General features: G+C 61.5%; 23 protein-coding genes. 4 read left to right on the forward strand and 19 right to left on the reverse strand.

From position 1 onward, the window contains the following. Positions 1-4: 4 nt before the first annotated feature. Positions 5-826, reverse strand: coding sequence for an SDR family oxidoreductase (locus AB5I78_RS22000; RefSeq protein WP_369301410.1), 822 nt, complete (start codon positions 824-826; stop codon positions 5-7). A 903-nt stretch (positions 827-1729) separates the two neighbouring features. After that, on the reverse strand, positions 1730-2209 hold the full coding sequence (locus AB5I78_RS22005) for a GNAT family N-acetyltransferase (protein WP_119742815.1): 480 nt from the start codon (positions 2207-2209) through the stop codon (positions 1730-1732). A 190-nt stretch (positions 2210-2399) separates the two neighbouring features. Here AB5I78_RS22005 and AB5I78_RS22010 point away from each other — a divergent pair, with 190 nt between their 5' ends. The 4 genes from AB5I78_RS22010 to AB5I78_RS22025 all read left to right on the forward strand — a co-directional run bounded on the left by AB5I78_RS22010 (position 2400) and on the right by AB5I78_RS22025 (position 4792). After that, positions 2400-3605, forward strand: coding sequence for an MFS transporter (locus tag AB5I78_RS22010; protein ID WP_369301411.1), 1206 nt, complete (start codon positions 2400-2402; stop codon positions 3603-3605). 85 nt (positions 3606-3690) lie between these two features. Beyond that, positions 3691-4044, forward strand: coding sequence for a hypothetical protein (locus tag AB5I78_RS22015; RefSeq protein WP_369301413.1), 354 nt, complete (start codon positions 3691-3693; stop codon positions 4042-4044). A 50-nt stretch (positions 4045-4094) separates the two neighbouring features. After that, a complete protein-coding gene (locus AB5I78_RS22020) occupies positions 4095-4361 on the forward strand; it encodes a hypothetical protein (RefSeq protein WP_106576174.1) in 267 nt (88 codons plus the stop codon). 50 nt (positions 4362-4411) lie between these two features. Beyond that, positions 4412-4792, forward strand: a complete 381-nt coding sequence (locus AB5I78_RS22025) for a Rho termination factor N-terminal domain-containing protein (RefSeq protein WP_369301414.1) — start codon at positions 4412-4414, stop codon at positions 4790-4792. A 75-nt stretch (positions 4793-4867) separates the two neighbouring features. On the opposite strand, the gene AB5I78_RS22030 is transcribed toward AB5I78_RS22025, so the two are convergent. The 17 genes from AB5I78_RS22030 to fabG form a co-directional block, all read right to left on the reverse strand. After that, positions 4868-5596 (reverse strand): class I SAM-dependent methyltransferase, encoded by a 729-nt coding sequence (locus AB5I78_RS22030; protein ID WP_369301416.1) that lies wholly within the window; start codon positions 5594-5596, stop codon positions 4868-4870. A gap of 25 nt (positions 5597-5621) precedes the next feature. Further along, positions 5622-6539, reverse strand: a complete 918-nt coding sequence (locus AB5I78_RS22035; RefSeq protein WP_369301417.1) for a PfkB family carbohydrate kinase — start codon at positions 6537-6539, stop codon at positions 5622-5624. Continuing rightward, positions 6532-7998 (reverse strand): cytosine permease, encoded by a 1467-nt coding sequence (locus tag AB5I78_RS22040; protein ID WP_145159265.1) that lies wholly within the window; start codon positions 7996-7998, stop codon positions 6532-6534. The genes AB5I78_RS22035 and AB5I78_RS22040 overlap by 8 nt, the downstream gene beginning before the upstream one ends. 102 nt (positions 7999-8100) lie before the next feature. Further along, positions 8101-9102 (reverse strand): ADP-ribosylglycohydrolase family protein, encoded by a 1002-nt coding sequence (locus AB5I78_RS22045; protein WP_369301418.1) that lies wholly within the window; start codon positions 9100-9102, stop codon positions 8101-8103. Beyond that, positions 9099-9812 (reverse strand): GntR family transcriptional regulator, encoded by a 714-nt coding sequence (locus tag AB5I78_RS22050; RefSeq protein WP_145159269.1) that lies wholly within the window; start codon positions 9810-9812, stop codon positions 9099-9101. Before AB5I78_RS22050 ends, AB5I78_RS22045 begins: the two co-directional genes overlap by 4 nt. 70 nt (positions 9813-9882) lie before the next feature. Then, positions 9883-10443, reverse strand: a complete 561-nt coding sequence (locus AB5I78_RS22055) for a DUF1285 domain-containing protein (protein ID WP_262208516.1) — start codon at positions 10441-10443, stop codon at positions 9883-9885. A 19-nt stretch (positions 10444-10462) separates the two neighbouring features. Then, positions 10463-11068 carry a DUF4823 domain-containing protein gene (locus tag AB5I78_RS22060; protein ID WP_106576165.1) on the reverse strand — a complete coding sequence of 202 codons (606 nt, stop codon included), beginning with the start codon at positions 11066-11068 and terminating at the stop codon, positions 10463-10465. A 108-nt stretch (positions 11069-11176) separates the two neighbouring features. Further along, entirely contained in the window at positions 11177-12145 is a 969-nt protein-coding gene (locus AB5I78_RS22065) for a GTP 3',8-cyclase MoaA (RefSeq protein ID WP_369301419.1), read from the reverse strand. A 139-nt stretch (positions 12146-12284) separates the two neighbouring features. After that, a complete protein-coding gene (locus tag AB5I78_RS22070) occupies positions 12285-12953 on the reverse strand; it encodes a TetR/AcrR family transcriptional regulator (RefSeq protein WP_106576163.1) in 669 nt (222 codons plus the stop codon). Positions 12954-13396: 443 nt separating this feature from the next. Then, entirely contained in the window at positions 13397-14182 is a 786-nt protein-coding gene (locus AB5I78_RS22075) for a TatD family hydrolase (RefSeq protein WP_369301420.1), read from the reverse strand. Between the two features lie 62 nt (positions 14183-14244). Next, the gene (locus AB5I78_RS22080) at positions 14245-15234 is read right to left on the reverse strand and encodes a DNA polymerase III subunit delta' (protein ID WP_106576160.1); all 990 of its coding nucleotides are present in this window, start codon (positions 15232-15234) and stop codon (positions 14245-14247) included. Then, positions 15227-15859 carry a dTMP kinase gene (gene tmk, locus AB5I78_RS22085; protein WP_369301421.1) on the reverse strand — a complete coding sequence of 211 codons (633 nt, stop codon included), beginning with the start codon at positions 15857-15859 and terminating at the stop codon, positions 15227-15229. The genes AB5I78_RS22080 and tmk overlap by 8 nt, the downstream gene beginning before the upstream one ends. A gap of 19 nt (positions 15860-15878) precedes the next feature. After that, positions 15879-17024, reverse strand: a complete 1146-nt coding sequence (gene mltG / locus AB5I78_RS22090; protein ID WP_369301422.1) for an endolytic transglycosylase MltG — start codon at positions 17022-17024, stop codon at positions 15879-15881. 1 nt (position 17025) lies between these two features. After that, complete coding sequence (gene pabC / locus AB5I78_RS22095) at positions 17026-17841, reverse strand: aminodeoxychorismate lyase (protein WP_369301424.1); 816 nt, start codon at positions 17839-17841, stop codon at positions 17026-17028. Further along, positions 17841-19085, reverse strand: coding sequence for a beta-ketoacyl-ACP synthase II (fabF, locus tag AB5I78_RS22100; RefSeq protein WP_145159285.1), 1245 nt, complete (start codon positions 19083-19085; stop codon positions 17841-17843). The genes pabC and fabF overlap by 1 nt, the downstream gene beginning before the upstream one ends. Positions 19086-19229: 144 nt before the next feature. Then, complete coding sequence (gene acpP, locus AB5I78_RS22105; RefSeq protein ID WP_016973676.1) at positions 19230-19466, reverse strand: acyl carrier protein; 237 nt, start codon at positions 19464-19466, stop codon at positions 19230-19232. A gap of 191 nt (positions 19467-19657) precedes the next feature. Then, positions 19658-20401 (reverse strand): 3-oxoacyl-ACP reductase FabG, encoded by a 744-nt coding sequence (gene fabG / locus AB5I78_RS22110; protein ID WP_106576155.1) that lies wholly within the window; start codon positions 20399-20401, stop codon positions 19658-19660. Between the last annotated feature and the right edge of the window lie 14 nt (positions 20402-20415).

A 20415-nucleotide genomic window follows, 5' to 3' on the forward strand; every position in this document is an offset into this window, starting at 1 on the left:
AATTTTAGTCGTGGTACATCACAGAACGCCCGCCATCGATCATCAGGCAGGTTGCGTTGATAAAGGGCGCCCCGTCAGTCGCCAGGAACAGCGCCGTCATCGCCACCTCGACCGGCTGGCCGATGCGCTTGGGCGGGTGCAAATCGAAGGCACGCTGGCGCTCGGCATGCGGGTCGGGAAAACCGTTCCAGTAATCGACGTTGAGCTGGGTTTCGATATAGCCCGGCGCGATGGCATTCACACGGATGCCCTTGGGCGCGTATTCGATGCCAAGCGCGCGCGTCAGGCCGAGCAGGCCGTGCTTGGCGACCGGATAGGGAAAGCAGCCGGGGATGATGTGGCTGGAATGGGTGGAGGCGATGTTGATGATGTTGCCGATGCCCTGCTCGATCATGTGCGGCAGCACCGTACGACAGCCGTACCAGGCGCCGTCGAGGTCGATGGCGAAGCAGCGGCGCCAGTCTTCGTCGGTCATTTCCAGTGGGTCGCGGAACACGTTGACGCCGGCGCAGTTGACCAACACATCCACACGGCCAAAGCGCTCGATGGCCAGGTTAACCAGCGACTGCCATTGCTCTTTGGACGTGATGTCGACGGCCTGCGCGACAATGTCGGCACCGCGTTCGCGCCAGTGGGCGGCGACGTTCCGGACTTTTTCACCTTGGATATCCGCGATCACCAGACGGGCCTGCTGGGCCTGGAAGCAGGCGACAATCGCCTCGCCAATGCCTTGAGCGGCGCCGGTGATGATCACCACTTTGTTTTTCAGCCGCTCGCCGTAGGTGGGTTCCGGCACGGCGGGTAATGACAACGGTTGGGGCTGCATCGCTTCACCTGTTTTATTTTTGGTAGTGAGTGCTGATGCAGGCGACTATAAACCCATCTTTTGAAATATCTCAATATATAAATTTGCATCCCATATAGTGAAACAAAAGCTGAGAAGTGCGGGTGTGGGGTTGCTTGGGAATGCGGTGGGTCAGAGGTGAAGGGTTGGCTGGAGGAGTGCCATCGCGGGCAAGCCCGGCTCCCACAATTGGGCTGAGGTGGATGCGGAATTTTGCTCTGTCGCTCATTAGTGTGGGAGCTGGCTTGCCTGCGATAGCGATGGGTCAGGCGGCTTGGTTGGTACAGATACACCGCCTTCGCGGGCAAGCCCGCTCCCACATTTGGGCTGCGGCGGTGCGGAATTTTGGTCAGTCGCAAAGTAAGTGTGGGAGCTGGCTTGCCTGCGATGGCGATGGGTCAGGCGGCTTGGTTGGTACAGATACACCGCCTTCGCGGGCAAGCCCGCTCCCACATTTGGATTGCGGCGGGTGCGAGATTTTGGTCTGTCGCTCATTAGTGTGGGAGCTGGCTTGCCTGCGATGGCGGTGGGTCAGGCGGCTTGGTTGGTACAGATACACCGCCTTCGCGGGCAAGCCCGCTCCCACATTTGGGCTGCGGCGGGTGCGAGATTTTGGTCTGTCGCCAATAAAGGTGGGAGCTGGCTTGCCTGCGATAGCGATGGGTCAGGCGGCTTGGTTGGTGCAGATACACCGCCTTCGCGGGCAAGCCCGCTCCCACATTTGGATTGCGGGGGGTGCGGAGATTTTGGTCTGTCGCTCATTAGTGTGGGAGCTGGCTTGCCTGCGATGGCGGTGGGTCAGGTGGTTTGGTTGGTACAGATACACCGCCTTCGCAGGCAAGCCCGCTCCCACCTTTGATCTTCTGGGGTTACAGAGGGTTGGCTTCAGCCCTGGGCGAAATCGCGCAGTGCGTCGCCTTCCATGCGGTAACGCACCCATTCTTCCTGCGGTTGTGCGCCGATGGACTTGTAGAAGGCGATCGCTGGCTCGTTCCAGTCCAGCACGCTCCATTCGAAACGTCCGCAGCCGTTGTCGCAGGCGATCTTCGCCAAGTGGCGCAGCAATTTCTTGCCCGCCCCGCCGCCGCGCTGTTCGGGGTTGATGTAGAGGTCTTCGAGGTACAGGCAATTGCTGCCCAACCATGTGGAATAGCTGAAAAAGAACACCGCAAAGCCAATCGGCAGGCCGTCCCGCGAGCAGATCAGGCCGTGGGCGGTGGCGCCCTCGCTGAACAGACTGCGCTCGATATCCGCCACACTGGCGATCACTTCATGCCGGGCCTTTTCGTACTCGGCAAGCTCGGTGATGAAGGTCAGGATCTGCGCAGCATCGCTGGGCACGGCAGGGCGAATCTCGATGGTCATGGGCGGGCCTTGGGCAATTTGAAAGCCCACATACTAAGGCGCTTTCATGACTGATTGCAGCGCATTTTCGTGCAGGCCAGGGGGCTTACTCCAGCGGATGCTAAAGCAAGCACCACCAAGCACAGAACAATCGGTCGCAGCGTGCGTGGTAAAAGTTGGCCACAACTCCAACTATTCCAAGGCTTACCCCATGCACGCCACTGCACCCGCAAAAAAGCAAGGCGCGACGCTCTTCGCCCTGTTCTGCCTGGCCAGCTTCCTGTTGTCGCTGTCGTACGGCTCGACGTTTCTGCTGTCACTGCTGATCCATTCACGCGGTGGCAATGAGCATGATGCGGGCAGTGTGATCTCCACGGCGATGCTCAGTACCTTTGTGGCCGTGGTGTTTTCCGGGCACCTTGCCGATGCGGTCGGGGCCGCGCGGGCTATTGCGGGAATGGGCGTATTGCTGGTTGTGGCGTGCCTGGGTTTCGCCCTGACGCCGGGGTTCGGCCAAGGCTTGATGGTGTTCGGGCTGGCCCTTGGTTTGGGCTGGGGCGTGTTCTACACCTTGGGCCCGATCATCGTGAGCCTGCTGGTGGAGCCCCAGCAGCGAGCCAAATACTTTGCCCTGCTGTCGGGCAGCATGTTGAGCGGGATCGGCTCCGGCCCGTTGCTCGGCCGAGCCGCCAGTGCGCTGGACCTGCCGCTGACAACGGCCTTCTATATTGCCGGGCTGGCCAGCTTTGCCGGGGTGCTGATGTTCTGGCGCATGGGCGCCCGCCTCAAACAGCACGCGAATGTGCCGGCCTCGAGGATTTCCTGGGCCGCCAGCCGTCGCGTGCTGTCATCCAAGGCCGGGTTCGCAATCCTCATGGTCGGCCTGGGAGGGTGTGTGTTTGGCGGGCTTTCGTCATTTCAAACCAGCTATGCGGCCGCGCATGGCCTGGACTACTCGCTGTTCTTCGCCGGGTTTCTGAGCGCTGCGATCACCAGCCGTCTGTTGATCGCAGGCCACGTGGTCAAACGTGATGCCTACCGGGCGGCGTGTGTGTTGTCGGGGATCATGCTCGGGTCGATCGTGCTGTTTGCGGTGGGCGTGAGCGGCAATTTCAGCTACTTGCTGGCCGCCGCCACGCTGGGAGTGGGTTACGGCCTGACGTATTCGGTGATCAACGGGCTGGTGGCCAACGAAGCACCGCCCGGCACCACGTCCCAGGCATTGCTGCTGTTCAGCCTGGCGTACTTTGTCGGCGTGTTCGGGTTTCCCTGGCTGGCGGGCAGGATCATCGTCGATTACGGCCTGCCGACATTGATGGCAATTGTCGTGGGCGTGGCGTCGTTGAATTGGCTGATCACGGTGGCGCGGCTGGTGTGGCGCAAAGCTTCTGCACACAAAATCTTACAGGTGAGCTAAGACCGTTCGTCGCCATCAAGGCACGAACCGCCAGCGGGGGCTGACCAATAAAGGGTAAGGACATTAATCATATGGAGACACCCCCATGAAGAATTCCAAGTTTGCCGCCCTCGCCCTCACCGGCCTGCTGTCTGCCGCGTCGCTGAACGCCTTTGCCGCCACTTCCTCGACCGGCAAGACCGACCCGGTCGGCAGCCCGCCAAGCCCCGCCACCCAGGAATCCCAGGATTCGATGGGCACCGGCCTGGACACCAATGGCGGCGCGATCATCGACAACAGCGCTGGCGCTGACCCTCGCACCAAGGGTAACGACACCCAACGCCAGGCACCGGCTGCAGTCGGCAACGGCAAAATGGGCCCCGGCATCAGCAATGAGCCGAAGGTCAATAAAGGCGACGACTCGAACATCCCTGGCGCCCCAAAACAACCTGCGCCTTGAAGCATCCATAACGACACCGACACCCGATCATTCCCAGTGAAGAGGTACGCATGAACGTCGATAGAAACCTTGAAAAAGAAGTCCTCACCCGCCTGCTGCACGCCCACCCGAACGGTCTGGGCAAGGAGGTGCTGGATAACTACCGCGGCGGGAAGGAGGTTGCCAGTGTCTTGGCGTTCCTGCAGGACCGTGGATTTATCAAGGATGGGCATGTGACCACCGACGACGCCGGTGAATACTCGTTGAACCTGCCGATCAAGCTGACCGCGTCAGGCGTTGACGAGGCGCGCAAGCTGGAAGGCGAAAGCACCCAGTAATCCATTTTGTCTGGTCTGGCCCTGACAACAGGGCCAGTTGGAGTATCGCAATGCCTCTTGGAAGCAAAGCTAAATACACCGCCGCACAGAAGCGCAAAGCTGCCCGTATCGAACACAGTTACGAGCACAAAGGCGTGCCCAAGGAAGAAGCCGAAGCCCGCGCGTGGGCCACCGTCAACAAGCAATCCGGCGGCGGTGACAAAGCCGGCGGTTCGGGCCAGCGCAAAGCGCCGCAGAAAAAAGCCGAGGCACGCAGTGATTCGGCCAAGCGAGCTGCCGCCAGCCGCGAGGGTCACCCTCGCACCGGTCGCACTTCGCTGGCGACGCAGACCAAGGAAAGCTTGCTGAAAGAAGCGCGGGCGAAGGATATTCCGGGCAGGTCGAGCATGCGCAAGGATGAGCTGATCGAAGCGCTGCGCAAGGCTGGCTGACGCCGGCCTTGCCGACACAACAAACACAATGTGGGAGCCAGCTCCCACATTGTGTTTTGTGTTGCACATTCAGGGTCAGCGGTGAGCCGATACCAGCAGCATCATGGGGCGCTCTTGTTCTTCGGCCAATGCTGGCCGAGCAATAAGGTCCGCTTCGCTCGGCCCCCACTCCTGCACGTGACTGAGCGTGAACCCCGCCTGAATCATCAGAGTGAGCAACGTGCCCAGCGTACGGTGCTGCTTGATCACGCCTTCGGCCAACCAATGGGTCACCCGCGGCCCTTCCAACTGATAGCCATCCACCGGCCAGCTTTTGCGGCCTTGATCATCGACCAGCCACCCCGGATTGCGCGGTGCCATGAAGATCGGGTGCTCGATGGAAAACACCAGTCGGCCACCGGGCACCAGGGCGTGGTGAATACGCTCGAACAGCCCCTTCAGATCGACGATGTAATGAAAGGCCAGCGAGCTGTAGGCCAGATCGAACGAGGCAGCAGGCAGGTCGAGCTGTTCCAGGTCGGCGATGGCATAGGTGATGGTCGCCGCAGAGGTCATCTGTTTGGCCCGCGCCAGCATCTTCTGCGACACGTCCAACCCCAGCACACAAGCCGCGCCCTGCTCCTGCGCCCAGCGGCTGAACCAGCCATAGCCACAGCCCAGGTCCACCACTTTCAAGCCAGCCATCGGCGGCAACATTGCCTGTAAGGCAGGCCACTCCGGCGCGCCAGCCAGGCCTTCGGCCGAGCGGCCCATTTTGCTGTAGCCCTCGAAGAAGGCTGGCGTGTCGTAGATATTCTGGGTCATGGCGTCGCTCCGTGCTGAGTGGCGCCTATTCTGCCAACAACGCATCCACTTCGGCAGCCCCAGGTGAGGTTGCCGGCCCCCAGCGCGTGACCGCCAGCGCTGCGGCCGCATTGGCGCGGCGTGCCGCATCAGCCGGTGTCAAGCCCTTGGCCAACCCCGCAAGAAACACACCGGCATGCGCATCGCCGGCGCCGTTACTGTCCACGGCGGTCACCTTGAAGCCGGGCACGTGCCTGGCCTCGCCTTGAAGGCTGACCCAGCACCCGTTCGGCCCATCGCGCACCACCAGCAACGCATCGGCAGGCAAGTGCCGTTCGAGTTCGAGCAGTGCCTCGGCCAGGGTATCGGCGCCGGTAAACGCCAGGGCTTCCGGGCCGTTGCTGGTCCAGATGTCGATGCGCGGCAGCAAGGCCACCATCAGCGCCGAGTCCGGCGCCTTGACCAGCGGCCCCGGGTCGAACACCACCGTGATGTCACGCGCCAGCGCCAGCAGCCAATCAAGCAATGCCTGGGCCTTGCCTTCGAGCAACAGGCTGTAGCCGCTGACATACACGTAATCGTCCGCGCGCGGCACGACGTTAGCCAGGTCCTCGGCGCTCAAGTCTCCTTCAGCGCCGATATGCGAAATGAAGGTACGTTCGGTGGTGGCTTCGGTCAGCGACACGCATAAGCCGGTGTCCTTGCCGTCGCTGGTCGCCTGGGCCATCTCTACGCCCTCGGCTTGCATGGCCGCGCGCGCCAGGTCGCCGAAACGGCCGTTGCCATGGCGGCCGAGGTAAACCACCGGCAGACCATTGCGTCGGGCGGCGGCCATCACGTTGAAACCGCCGCCGGCTTCGAAGCTGGCAGACCGCGCCAGCACATCGCCGCCGGTTGCAGGCAAGGTGTCGAGGGCCATGACCAGGTCGACGATGACCTGGCCGGTGTGCAGCAATCTAGACATTGGGGCTCTCTACTAAAGCCGGACGACGGTCAGCTGCGCCGCCCAGTACTGCGTAAATTCCGCCGGCCACCAGGAAGGTGACGATCCAGCCCAGCCCGTTGTGACCCAGCCACGAGTCGGACAGCGGGCCGGCGAACCAGATGTTTTCGGCCGTGGTGCCGATGGTGGTGAAGCTGAAGCCCAGCACGATGGCCACGGCCCAGGCGCCGAATGCACGCCATTCCACGCCGCCGCGATACCAATAGGCACTGCTTGGGCTCACGTCCAGCAAGTCTTTGGGGCTGTAGTAGTGGCGATGAAGCAAGTCGACCACGAAGATCCCGACCCACGCCGTAATCGGCACCGCCAGCAGCGAGATGAACGTGATGAACGGGCCGTAGAAACTGTCGGCAATCAGCATGAAGTAGATGGAACCGGCGAAGATCGCGACGATGTCGACGATCACCGCGTGCACGCGCTTGACCTTCAAGCCAAGGGTCAAGGTGGTCAGGCCCGCCGAGTACACCGACAGGTTGTTGGACAGCAGCAGGCCGCCAAACGCGGTGATCAGGTACGGCACGGCCATCCAGGTGGGCAGCATGTCGCGGATCGCGATGATCGGGTCAGTGGCCGAGGCCAAATCGTTGTTGCCCACCGACAGCAAGCCGCCAAGGGTGATCAGCAACACCAGCGGAATCCCCGCACCAAACGCGGCGGAGGCCACCAGGCGCACGGCCTTGACGCTGCGGTGCTGGTAGCGCGACATGTCGGCGCCGGCATTGGCCCAGCCGATACCGGTGCCGGCCGCCATGGTGCCGACGCCGATGATCATCGCGCTCAGCGGCGCCGGCGTGGCGTTGAACACCGCGCTCCAGTCGATGGTGGCGCAGAGGAAGCCGCCCACCAGGATGTTCAAGGCGCCAAATACGTAGGTCGCCCACTTCTGGATCACCAGCAAGGTCGCGTGGCCCAGACCGGAGACGGACAGGGTCAGCAGCACGAAGATGGCGATGAAGATCAGTGTCAGCACGGGCGCGCTTTTGGCTTCGACCGGCGAGTGGAACAGGATCGAACACAACGACAGCAACACGAATGCCGCCGTGGTGGTGTTGACGGTTTCCCAGCCCAGTCGCGACATCAGCGACACAAGGGTCGGGCCGATATTGCCGCGCACGCCGAAGATCGCGCGGGACAGCGTCAGGCTCGGTGCACGCCCGCGGCGGCCGGCAATCGAGATGATGCCCACCACGGCGAACGAGCCGGCGGCGCCGAGGATTGCGACGATGATCGCCTGCCAGATCGCCAGGCCACGGAACGCCACGAGGGTTGCGCCCAGCGGCAAACCGAGAATGCTGATGTTGGCCGCGAACCACACCCAGAACAGTTGCAGCGGATGACCGTTGCACTCGCCTTCAGGGACCGGTTCGATACCGCGTGTTTCCAATTGCCCGGCACTTTGGCCGGAAGAAGTGCTGCTCATGAGGGGGTGCTCCTGGTGCCTGTATTGTTGTGGTTGTGGCAGATACTCAAGGTGAATCGACTCTCGGTCTTCCTGACTCTGCGAGTTCAATGTCTGCGGCGCTTAGCGAATTTGCAGCAGCCCCTGCACCAGCGGCTGCAAGTCCAGGCCATTGACCCGCTTGACCTGTTCAATCATCGCTGGCGGCCAGCACTGCATGCCCAGACACGCGCCCAACATCGCGCCGAGCATCGCGGCGATGGTGTCGGTGTCGCCGCCAAGGCTGGCGGCCAGGCACACGGCTTCAAAAGCATTCATCGCGCCCACCGCCACTTGCTGCGCGAGGGCAAACGACACCACCACCGATTCCTGGGAGGCGACAGAGGTGCCAATCAGTTCGTAAAGCAGGTCGGCGAACAGGGCTTTGTCGCCGCTGCCGACGCTCAAGGTGCGCGCCCAGCTGATGCGCGTGGAAATACGCCCACCGGCAATCCAGTGACCATGGTTTTCCGCCTGCTGGGCGATCTGCGTGCCGATGTTGAGCGCTTCGCCCAGGTCCACGCCGTTGATACCGGCTGAGACCACCGCTGCAACAGCGGCCGCGCTGGAGATGCCCAACGTGGTGTTGTGGGTGACCTGGCAGGCCTGGATCACCGCCTGGATGAACGGCGCCGGGTCGCTGACATCGGCGGCGATCCCCACCGGCGTGATCCGCATGGCGGCGCCGTTGGTGGTGCCATAGCGCCCGGACTCCTCCGGGGTGTGGCCGGCGAGGATCATGTCGATGGCGCGCTTGGTCGATGGCCCGAGCAAATCCTGGGAGCCCTTGGCGCGCATCGCCGCTTCCCAGTCGATCAAGCGCTGGGCGAGCACGGTCGGTTCGATCTGGCCGTGGCCTTCAACCAGCAACTCGCCGACCAGGATCGCCTGCTCAGTGTCATCGGTGATCGAACCGGCCGGCATGTTTGGCGCAATGGGTTGGTCGGCGTCGGCGTCTTCCAAACCCGTGATGGCACCGAAGCGCTGTTGCACCTGCTCGCGGCTCAAGGACTGGGTGGGCATGCCCAATGCGTCGCCCAACGCCAGGCCATAGAAGGCGCCGAGGGCGCGGTTTTGCGGGGTCATTTTGACGCTCCAAACTGCAGGTGCAGGCGAAAGTGCAGAGGGTCGAGCAGACTTTCGACGTACTCCATGAAGCGCTCGCGGCGGTCGTAGGTGGTGCGCGAAGCCTTGAGAAACACCGTGCCCGCGGGGCGGCCAAGCAGCTCGGCGTCTTCGTCGCTGAGGGGCTCGGCGCCGATCCATTGGTCACCTTCGGCGCCGACGTAGCCGTAGGCAGCCAGGGTGATGGTCAGGGAATTGTCGATCAGGCCGACGCGGGGCAGGCCTTCCAGGCCACCGGAGGCGGGCATCAGCGAGCGCTCCAGCGACACCGCCGTGCCATCGGTGGTACGCCGGCGACGGTCGAGGGCGATGAATTGGTCGCTGCCGAAACGGCTGAGCAGGTCGGGCCGGGTCACGGCTTCCAGGCGCAGGACGTCGGTGGTGACCAGCGCCCCCGTGTCCGCCAGGGCCTGGGCCCAGCCGCTGTGTTGGTCGAGCACCATGCCGTCAAACGTGACGATGGAGCCGACGCCGCTCTGGGTCGCGATGTAGTTGCGGCGTTTGAGCTCGGCCAGGGCTTCGCGCAACGTGCCACGGCTGACCGCAAACTCTTCGGCCAACTGGTGCTCGCCTGGCAGCAGGAAACCGTCGGCCATCACCCCCGCCTCGATACGGCGGATAAGCTCGTCAACGACGCGTTTTTTCTTATCAAATCGGACATGTCTAATCATGTACAAATTGATAACCGATAGCGCCCGATGACAGCAAGCGAATTATTTCAGGAAGGTGAAAAAGCCGGCCTCAGGGCTCCAGGCCAATGCGGAAAAACTCCCCGGCGCTCCATACGCCAAGCCAGTTCTGACCGTTGATCGGACGGCTGACCGCCAACTCGACCAGTTGGTAGAAAACATTGCGATGCACGAGGGCTTCGAGGTTGGTGCGCACACGCAAATAGGGCGCGGGCTCCTGGGTGATGGGGTCGATTTCGACGCGCAGCGGGTGTTCGAGGCTGGCCTCGACGTGCTCGTCGACGTTGGTGGTGAAGTGCAGCACCTGGCTTTCGCCCTGCCCTTGCACCTCAAGGGTTATCGCCACGAACGGTGCGTCATCGACGGTGATGCCAACCTTCTCTACCGGCGTCACCAGAAAATAATCATCACCGTCGCGGCGAATGATGTTGGAGAACAACTTGACCATCGGCTTGCGCCCGATCGGCGTGCCTTGGTAAAACCAAGTGCCATCGCGGGCGATGCGCATGTCGATGTTGCCGCAGAAATCCGGATTCCACAGGTGCACCGGTGCCGGCCCCTTGCCCTTGGGCAATTGAGCCAACAGGTCATTGGCCTTGGCGGAATCGGACATGCAGTTCTCCTTGAGTTTTTTACTGATCTCCCATGCCCAGCAGGCCGCGGGCGTACTGCGCCAGGGGGCGGGCAATCAGATCTTCTGGCTTGTTGTCGTGGAACGTCAGTAAACCGCCACGACTGCGAATACGTGCAGTATCAATCAAATACTGGGTGCTGGTCTCGATCAACATGATCTGGATGACGCCGCTGTCCAGCCCGACGCGGTCCAGCGCCTGTTGGTCCGTCCATTCATCGGCATTGCCGATGCGGTCATCGGCTGCAGCGAAGCGGCAATACAACAGGTAATGCGCACCCGCCCCACGGGCTTCGGCCATCGCCTGCTCCAGGCCTTCGGGCTTGCGCGCGCGGCGCACCATCGGGAAGTATTCGACAAAGCCGTTGAAGGCTTCTTCGGCCACCACGTTGGGTCGCGGATAAGCGCTGCCCGGCGGCACAAACGCACCTTGGGCGATAAAGACAAAAGAGTCCGGCTGTATGCGAATCGACGCAGTGCGGCGGGTATCACTGTGGTCCAGCAAGCCGGCGTCGCTCATCTGATAGCGGGTGCCTTCGGCCATATCGCTGACGGTCATGCAACCACTCAGCGTCAATGACGCCAGCAACAAAACCAGACTACGCATCCTAATCCTCCAGAAGCCGGTGACGGAAAACCGGCGAATGGGCGTGAGATGCAGAATCCGCGCCATCCGGCAGCGCCGCAAATGAAATGTGGGAGGAGCGTGTGTGGGCTAGCCGCCAATGATCTTCATGATGGTGGCACCGCCGGAGAAGGCCACTTCCTGTTTGTCGCCCAGGGCCTTCATCAGCAGGCCTTGCAAGGCAGGGAGCGCCTGATGGCGCGGCAGGTCGAGCAGGTCGCCGACGTAATGACGGTTGCTCGACGACAGGCAGCCATGCAGCCAGCCGGTAGACGACAAACGCAGACGCGAACACGTCCGGCAAAACGGCACGCTTTCATTGGCGATGACACCAAAGAAGCCCTGGCCCGGCACCTCGTAGCGCACTGCGGTGGCGTCTACTGGCGCGTTGGCTTGCAGGTATTCGTGGTGTTCACCGATCAGGCTGAGCAGTTGCTGCAGGCTGACGAATTGCTGCAGGAAGGCGTTGGAATCCTTGGCCAGATGGCCCATGCGCATCAGTTCGATAAAGCGCAGCTCGTAGCCACGTTCAAGGCAGTAGTCGAGCAGCGGCATGACCTGGTCCAGGTTCTGCCCGCGCAACGGCACCATGTTCACTTTGATCTTGATCCCCGCGGCGCGGGCCTGGTCCATGCCATCAAGCACAGTGGCCAAGTCGCCGCCACGGGCGATGCTACGGAAGGCGTCGGCGTCCAGGGTGTCGAGTGAAACGTTGATGCGGCGAATGCCGGCATCCACCAGCAGCGGCAGTTTGCGCGCCAGCAATTGGCCGTTGGTGGTCAGGCTGATATCACTGAGGCCCATTCCGCCGACCGCGCTCATGAAGGCTTCCAGCTTGGGGCTGACCAGCGGTTCGCCGCCCGTGATGCGCAGGCGCTCGATGCCCGCCGCTTCGATCAGGTACGCCACCCCACGGGCCATAGCCTCGGCCGAGAGTTCGTCCTGGGCAGCCACCAGCCGCTTGCCGTTAGGCACGCAGTAGGTACACGCGTAGTTGCAGGCTGAGGTCAGGCTGATTCGCAAGTTGCGAAATCGCCTGCCTTGACGATCAACGATCATGGATCACTCCGGCAGAGGATGATTCGGGCGCGCTAAAAGCTGACCTATAAATCAACTTTTAGCAAGGTCCTTGCCTGAGTATATTCCTGGGGTACTGCAACTGGCAGTAAATCATTGCGCCATCACTGTCGGGAATAGCTCAAGCAGCGGGGGTTTCACCGCTCTTTGGCTCAGCGCCCGGCAGTTCAGCGCTGTGCTTGCGTTTGTTGCCCATGCGCACGCCGATGTCCATCAGGAACTGGAAGAAACCTTCCTGATCTTCCAGCACGTTGCTCCAGAAAGGCGAGTGGTACAGCGCCACGGCGCCGTGCACCAACGCCCAGGCGGCGCAGTAGTGGAAATAAGGCGGCACATCTTCAAGCTTGCCTTCGCTGATACGACCTTTGATCAGCAGGGTCAGGCGCTCAAAGTTCGAGGCGCGAATCTTGTGCAGCTCCTCGACCATTTCCGGAACCTGATTGCCCTTGACCACTTTCTCTTCCAGGCGATCGAACAGGCGGTAGCGCTGCGGATCACGCATGCGGAACTCGAAATAGGCGCGGGACAAGGCTTCTTTGTCTTTATCGACATCGGCCGAGTGCAGCAGCTCGTTCAAGTCGCGCTCGTAGTCGAGCATCAGGCGCAGGTAGATCTCGGCCTTTGACTTGAAGTGCTTGTAGATCGTGCCTTTGCCGATACCCACGGCATCCGCAATCATCTCGACGGTGACGCTGTCTTCACCTTGTTCGAGGAACAGCTTGAGTGCAGTGTCGAGAATTTCCTGCTCACGGCGGCGAAACTCACGGACCTTACGGGGTTCTTTTTGCATGAGGGAGAAGTCTGCAGAGGTCAAAGTGGGAGGGTTGCGCAGGGCCATTGATACGTGGCGATACGATTTACCCAGTGCGAGGGATTATCCCGACTGAACAGTCGTTGGGCAACGCCTATGTGAACCCGTTATGCACTTAACTTTCAGCACGCCAACGTTTTTGCCGTTGTCAGTCAGAAACAATACGCAATAATGACACCCGTGCACCTGCGCAATGAGAACTCAAGCGAAGCGCGCGTATTCCAAATCTGTTTAAAAAACGATCAGATGCGACTGGACTGAATGGGATCCTGATCAATACTTGAACTGTCGGCGTGGCATCTCCCCCAAGTGACGCGTCGACCTGGGTACCGACGGACTGTGTACCCTTGTTTACTCCTAATGGTCTTAGCCCGGATTCACCCCCCAGAACCCGGGTTTTTTTTGCCTGCAATTTGGCCCTATCAGCCGCTGACGTGGGCCAGTGGGAACAGGCGCTTGAAGTTTTCGGTGGTCTGCTCGGCGAAGCGTTCGTACGACTCACCCCGCAGCATTGCCAGGTAATCCGCTACATCGCGCACATATTCCGGCAGGTTCGGCTTGCCGCGATGGGGGATGGGCGCCAGGTAGGGCGAATCGGTTTCCACCAGCAGGCGGTCGGCCGGCACCTGGCGCGCCACATCACGCAGGGCATCGGCGTTGCGAAAGGTGACGATGCCCGACAGGGAAATGTAGAAGCCCAGGTCCAGTGCGGCCTTGGCCATGTCCCAGTCTTCGGTGAAGCAATGCAGCACGCCGGCCTGGGGCAACGCGGCCTCGCGCAGCAGCGTCAGGGTGTCTGCGCGGGCGCCACGGGTGTGAACGATCACCGGTTTGCCGGTTTGCTGGGCGGCCTGCAGGTGCAGGCGGAAGGACGCCTGCTGCAACTCAGCGGCCTCGGGCTCATAGTGGTAATCCAGGCCGGTTTCGCCAATCGCCACCACGCGAGGGTGATTGAGTTCGCCCAGCAGCCAATCGAGGGCGGGGGCTTCGCCGGGCTTGAGGTCCAGCGGGTGGATGCCCACCGAACAATCGACATCGGCATAACGATCAGCCAGCGCTTTGACGTCGGCGGCATTTTCAGCGCTGACACCAATGCACAGGAAGTGCCCTACTCCACGCTGGCGCGCAGCTTCAAGGGCAGCGTCGAGGGAGCCACCATGTTGGGCAAGGTCGAGGCGATCAAGGTGGCAATGGGAATCTACGAGCATAGGAATGTACAACTTGAGTCACGGAAAGTGTCTGGCCGACGATACACCGTCGGCCGCGGAAATTAACGCCGGCCGAGCAAGCCGACCCACTGCACCAGCAATGCTTCGAGTAACAGCACGCGGTTGAGGTTGGCTTTGCCGAGCACCTTCTGGCGCTGGGCCAGAATCCAGTCCTGGATATTCAGCACCTTGTCCTGCGCGCTTTTCTGCGCCAGGTACTGCACCACTTTGCGCATGTCCGGCAGGCCCAGGCCGGTTTCATCCTGGGTCAACTGGTAGCGCAGGATGAGGCTCGACCAGTCACAGAACCAGTCGAACAGCAGCAATAACGGAATATCCTTCCACGCGCTTTCGGCCAGTTGCGTCGCGGACAGCTCCTGCTTGAGCAGCTTCTTCACGCCATCGACCACCAGCGCACGTTGTTCACGCACACCCTGGGCGTGCAGCTTCACGGCCGCCAAGGGGGAACCTGCGGCCAGGGTCAGCAACTCGACGCGTTCGTCTTCGCCGCACTCGGGCAGCGCCTGCGCCAGCCACTGCAGGCTCATCGCTTCGCTCGGCAATGGGCAGGCCTGCTGCACGCAACGACTGCGAATGGTCGGCAACAGGCGACTGGACTGGTGACTCACCAGCAACAGCACCGTATCGCCCGACGGCTCTTCCAGGCTTTTTAGCAAGGCGTTGGCGGCGTTGATGTTCATCGCCTCCACCGGCTCGATCAGCACCACTTTGCGCCCGCCCATCTGCGCGGTCTGCACCACAAAGCTGACGAGGTCACGCACCTGGTCGACCTTGATCGCCTTGTCGGCTTCCTCGGGCTCCAGCAGGTAGTTGTCGGGGTGGCTGCCGGCCTTGAGCAGCAGGCAGGATTTGCACTCACCGCAAGCCTCCAGATTGACCGGACGCTGGCATAACAGGCTGGCCATCAGGCGCTCGGCCAACGCACGCTTGCCGATCCCCGCTGGCCCATGCAGCAAATACGCATGCGCATGCTGGGCACGCCCGGCCAGTTGCTGCCAGAGGCTGTCCTGCCACGGATAGGCTTCAGCCACGAGCGCGCTCCAGCAGCGTCGGCACCAGGGCGTCAATGGCCTGCTGTACCTGCGCCAGCGGCTGGGCCGCGTCCAGCAGGTGGTAGCGCGCGGGCTCCGCCTTGGCGCGTTGCAGGAACGCACTGCGCACCGCATCGAAAAACACCTGGCCTTCCAGTTCGAAGCGGTCCAGACGACCCCGGGCACTGGCACGGGCCATCCCCACTTCCACCGGCAGGTCGAACAGCAAGGTCAGGTCTGGACGCAAATCGCCCTGGACGAAAGTTTCCAACGTGGCGATGCGCGCCAGGCACAAGCCGCGCCCGCCGCCCTGGTAGGCGTAGGTCGAATCGGTAAAACGGTCGCAAATCACCACCGCGCCACGCGCAAGGGCTGGGCGAATCACCTCGGCCAGGTGCTGAGCGCGTGCAGCAAACACCAGCAGCAGCTCGGTGTCCGCGTTCATCGGTTCCTCACCCGGGGCCAGCAATACTTCACGGATGCGCTCGGCGAGCGGTGTGCCGCCGGGCTCGCGGGTCAATACCACCTCGATGCCCGCCGCGCGCAGGCGTTCGGCCAGGTAATCGCGGTTGGTACTTTTGCCGGCGCCTTCCGGGCCTTCCAGGGTAATAAACAAGCCAGTCACAGGCAGTCCTTAGTCAGAGTCATTGCGGGCTTTGCGGCGCGGCGGTATCCGGCGCAGCCTCGACGGGCTTTTCAACCGGCGCCTCGGTCGGTGCTTCGGCAGGAGGCGCCGCGTCTTCCGCCGGTTTCACCGCCGGCGCAGGGCTGGAACGGTAATCGGCACGGCGCTTGAGCTGAAACTCGCGCACGGCGGCATTATGCGCATCCAGGTCATCGGAGAAAATATGGCTGCCATCGCCACGGGCGACGAAATACAGGCTGCTGCCCGGCACCGGGTTCAACGCAGCATGAATCGCCTCGCGGCCGACCATCGCGATCGGCGTCGGCGGCAGGCCGGCGATCATGTAGGTGTTGTAAGGGTTGGCTTCTTTGAGATGTGCGCGGGTCAACTTGCCGTTGTAGCGCTCGCCCAGGCCGTAGATCACTGTGGGGTCGGTCTGCAGCAACATGCCGATCTTCATGCGCCGCACAAACACGCCGGCGATTTGCCCGCGCTCTTCCGGCACACCGGTCTCTTTCTCGACCAGGGAGGCCATGATCAGCGCTTGGTAAGGGTCGGTGTAGGGCGCATCGGCGGCGCGTTTGCTCCACTCCTGGGCAAGTACATCATCCAGGCGGTTGTAGGCTTTTTTGAGGAATTCGACGTCGGTCATGCCGCGCACGAAGCGGTAAGTGTCAGGAAAGAATCGCCCTTCGGGGAACACGCCGGGGTGACCAAGCTTGTCCATCACTTCACTGTCACTCAGGCCCGACAGGGTCTGCACGATCTTTTCATGCTTGGCGAGGGCCGACCGCACCTGACGGAAGTTCCAGCCTTCGACCAGCGTCAGGCTGTATTGCACCACTTCGCCGCGCTGCCACAGGCCAATCAAGCCTTCGGCGGTGAGGCCTGGGGTCATGCGGTATTCGCCGCTGTGCAGTGGCTGGCCGTCGAGGTTGAAGCGCCAGTACAGGCGCAACCAGAAAGCATCATCCAGCACGCCTTCGGCTTCAAGGCGATTGAAGGTGCCCGTCGGGGTCGACCCGGCAGGCACATCAAGCAATTGTTCCTGGGTCAGATTCAGGGGCTGCTTCAAGGCAGAATCGAGCTTCCAGGCCGAGAAGCCCAGCAGCAAGCCTGCCGAGACCAGGCCGATCTGCAGCAGTAAAACCAGTTTTCGTATCAACTCAAATATCCAATAGCGCGCGAACAATGCCCTGCAGTTTACGGGTGAGCGGCCCAACCGACCAGCTCATCGCAGCGCAACTGCGCACCGGCCAAATGCCATAAACGCTGTTGCACACGAAGACTTCATCGGCCTGCTGTAACTGCTCAACGCTGATGTCGGCCACGGCCAGCGGGATACCCAGTGCATGTGCCTGGGCCAGAATCTCGGCGCGCATGACCCCGGCAACGCCACAACGATTCAGATCAGCGGTCAGTAACACGCCATGGCGAACCAGAAACAGGTTGCTGAACACGCCCTCGATAACGCGACCAGACATATCCAGCATTAAACCTTCGGCATGCTCGGCATCCTGCCACTCGGCCCGGGCGATCACTTGTTCCAGACGATTAAGGTGCTTGAGACCGGCGAGCAACGGCTGCTCGGCCAAACGGGTAGCGCACGCAAACAGGCGGATGCCGTCGGTTGCGTGAGCGTGGGGATAGGTCGCGGGCGGATTGCCCTGCAAGATACGGCGCACCGGGGCGCCGGGGTTGATGCCATAACCGCGCTGGCTGTCGCCGCGGGTGAGGATCAACTTAAGCACTGCGTCGCCAAGAGCGGCGGCGTAAGCCAGGACTTCATCGCGGATCAGTGCGTGATCCGTGATCAACGCAAGGCGCCGGCAGCCCTCCTCAAGGCGTTGCAGGTGGCGGTCGAGCAGCACGGGCTGCCCGGCCTTGACGGCGATGGTTTCAAACAGCCCATCACCGTACGCCAGGCCGCGATCTTTCAGGGGCACGCTGTCCGCTGGCTGACCGTCGACCCAGCTGTGCATCACTCGGCGAACCGGCGGAACACCAGGGAGCCGTTGGTGCCACCAAACCCGAAGGAGTTGGAGATCACCACGTCGATTGGCATCGGCTGGGCTTCGTGGGGAACGAAGTTCAGGTCGCAACCTTCGTCCGGCTCATCAAGGTTGATGGTCGGCGGAGCGACCTGATCCTTGATGGCCATCACGCTGAAGATCGCCTCGACCGCGCCTGCCGCACCCAACAGGTGGCCGGTCATGGACTTGGTGGAGCTGACCGCCAGCTTGTAGGCGTGCTCGCCAAACACCGACTTGATGGCCTCGGCTTCCGCCAGGTCGCCGGTCGGGGTCGAGGTGCCGTGAGCGTTGATGTACTGCACCTGGTCGGGATTCACCTTCGCATCGCGCAACGCATTGGTGATGCAGCGCGCAGCGCCGGCACCGTCGGACGGTGGCGACGTCATGTGATAGGCATCGCCGCTCATGCCAAAGCCGATCAGCTCGGCGTAGATGGTGGCGCCACGCGCCTTGGCGTGCTCCAACTCTTCGAGCACCAGGGCACCGGCGCCGTCAGACAGTACAAAACCGTCACGGCCCTTGTCCCACGGACGGCTGGCACGGGTCGGTTCGTCATTGCGCGTCGACAACGCACGGGACGCGCCGAAGCCGCCCATGCCCAGGCCGCAGGCGGCCATTTCAGCGCCACCGGCGATCATCACGTCCGCCTCGTCATAGGCGATGTTACGCGCCGCCATGCCGATGCAGTGAGTGCCCGTGGTGCACGCCGTAGCAATGGCGTAGTTAGGCCCCTGCGCACCCAAGTGGATGGACAAGAAGCCGGAAATCATATTGATGATCGAGCCCGGCACGAAGAACGGTGAAATTCGACGGGGGCCGGAATCGTGCAGCGTGCGGCTGGTTTCTTCGATATTGGTCAAACCGCCAATACCCGAACCCATGGCCACGCCGATGCGGTCACGGTTGGCGTCGGTGACTTCCAGGCCGGCATTACGCACCGCCTGAAAACCGGCTGCCAGGCCGTACTGAATGAACAGGTCGAGTTTGCGGGACTCTTTGATCGAGAGATATTCCTCGACATTAAAGCCCTTTACCGAGCCGCCAAAACGGGTGGAATAGGCAGAAAGGTCCGTGTGCTCGATCAGACCGATACCACTGTGGCCAGCCAGAATGCCCTGCCAACTGCTTGGCACATCCGTACCCAGTGGCGACAACATACCCATACCGGTGACTACGACGCGTCTACGCGACACAGCACTCTCCTTTTTTCTTGATGGCGACACTTCGCTTCAGCACGCATTTTATCAGCGCTGAAGTTTCATCAGAGCTAAAGAAAAAACCGCACGCCGTTACAGCAGTGCGGTTTTTCCCTAACAGCAAGCGACGACTACAAACTATTACGCCTGGTGGGCAGTAACGTAGTCGATAGCAGCTTGAACAGTAGTGATTTTTTCAGCTTCTTCGTCCGGGATTTCGGTCTCGAATTCCTCTTCCAGAGCCATCACCAGCTCAACGGTGTCAAGGGAATCGGCACCCAGGTCTTCTACGAAGGAAGCGCTGTTGGTCACTTCTTCTTCTTTAACGCCCAGTTGCTCGGCGACGATTTTCTTGACGCGTTCTTCGATGGTGCTCATACCTTGTTTAACTCCTAATGGACAAATTCAGGCAGCTGGCCAGTGGGTAAGTGTATAGAAAGCCATTTCAGCTTTTCAACTGAAAGCTTCACCCTGTACCCGGTCGGCCACCAGCCTATAAATTAAGTTGCAGCTTTATAACGGATTTTAGACAGCTCGTATGACATTTTTTTGAAGCGATCCGTCACAATTTAACTCATGTACATCCCGCCGTTCACCGGGATTGTAGCCCCAGTCACGTATGCCGCACCGTCGGATGCCAGGAAAGTGACCACATTTGCGATCTCTTGAGCCTGGCCCAGACGGCCCAGCGGAATCTGCGTCAGCAACGCTTCACGCTGTGCTTCCGGCAGTTCACGGGTCATATCGGTGTCGATGAACCCTGGGGCCACCGAGTTGACCGTAATCGACCGCGAACCGACTTCACGCGCCAATGCACGGCTGAAACCTTCCAGACCGGCTTTGGCCGCCGCGTAGTTTACTTGGCCTGCGTTGCCCATGGCACCCACTACGGAGCCAATATTGATAATTCGGCCCCAACGCGCCTTGGTCATGCCACGCAAAACGCCCTTGGACAGGCGAAACAGACTGTTCAAGTTGGTATCGACCACGTCGTACCACTCGTCGTCTTTCATGCGCATCATCAGGTTGTCGCGGGTGATACCGGCGTTGTTCACCAGAATAGCCGGTGCGCCAAATTGTGCAGTGATTTGAGCCAGCACAGCGGCAACCGACTCATCGTTGGTCACGTTCAGCTCAAGGCCAGTGCCCTGAACGCCGTTTTCCTTCAAGGTGGCGGCGATACGCTCGGCACCCGAGGCGGATGTCGCGGTGCCGATGACTACGGCGCCCTGACGGCCCAGTTCCAGGGCGATCGCCTGGCCAATGCCACGGCTCGCGCCGGTAACCAGTGCAACTTTACCTTGCAGACTCATGCAGGCTTCTCCTA

This window comes from Pseudomonas sp. N2-3-1-14 (assembly GCF_041228395.1).
GTDB lineage: Bacteria > Pseudomonadota > Gammaproteobacteria > Pseudomonadales > Pseudomonadaceae > Aquipseudomonas.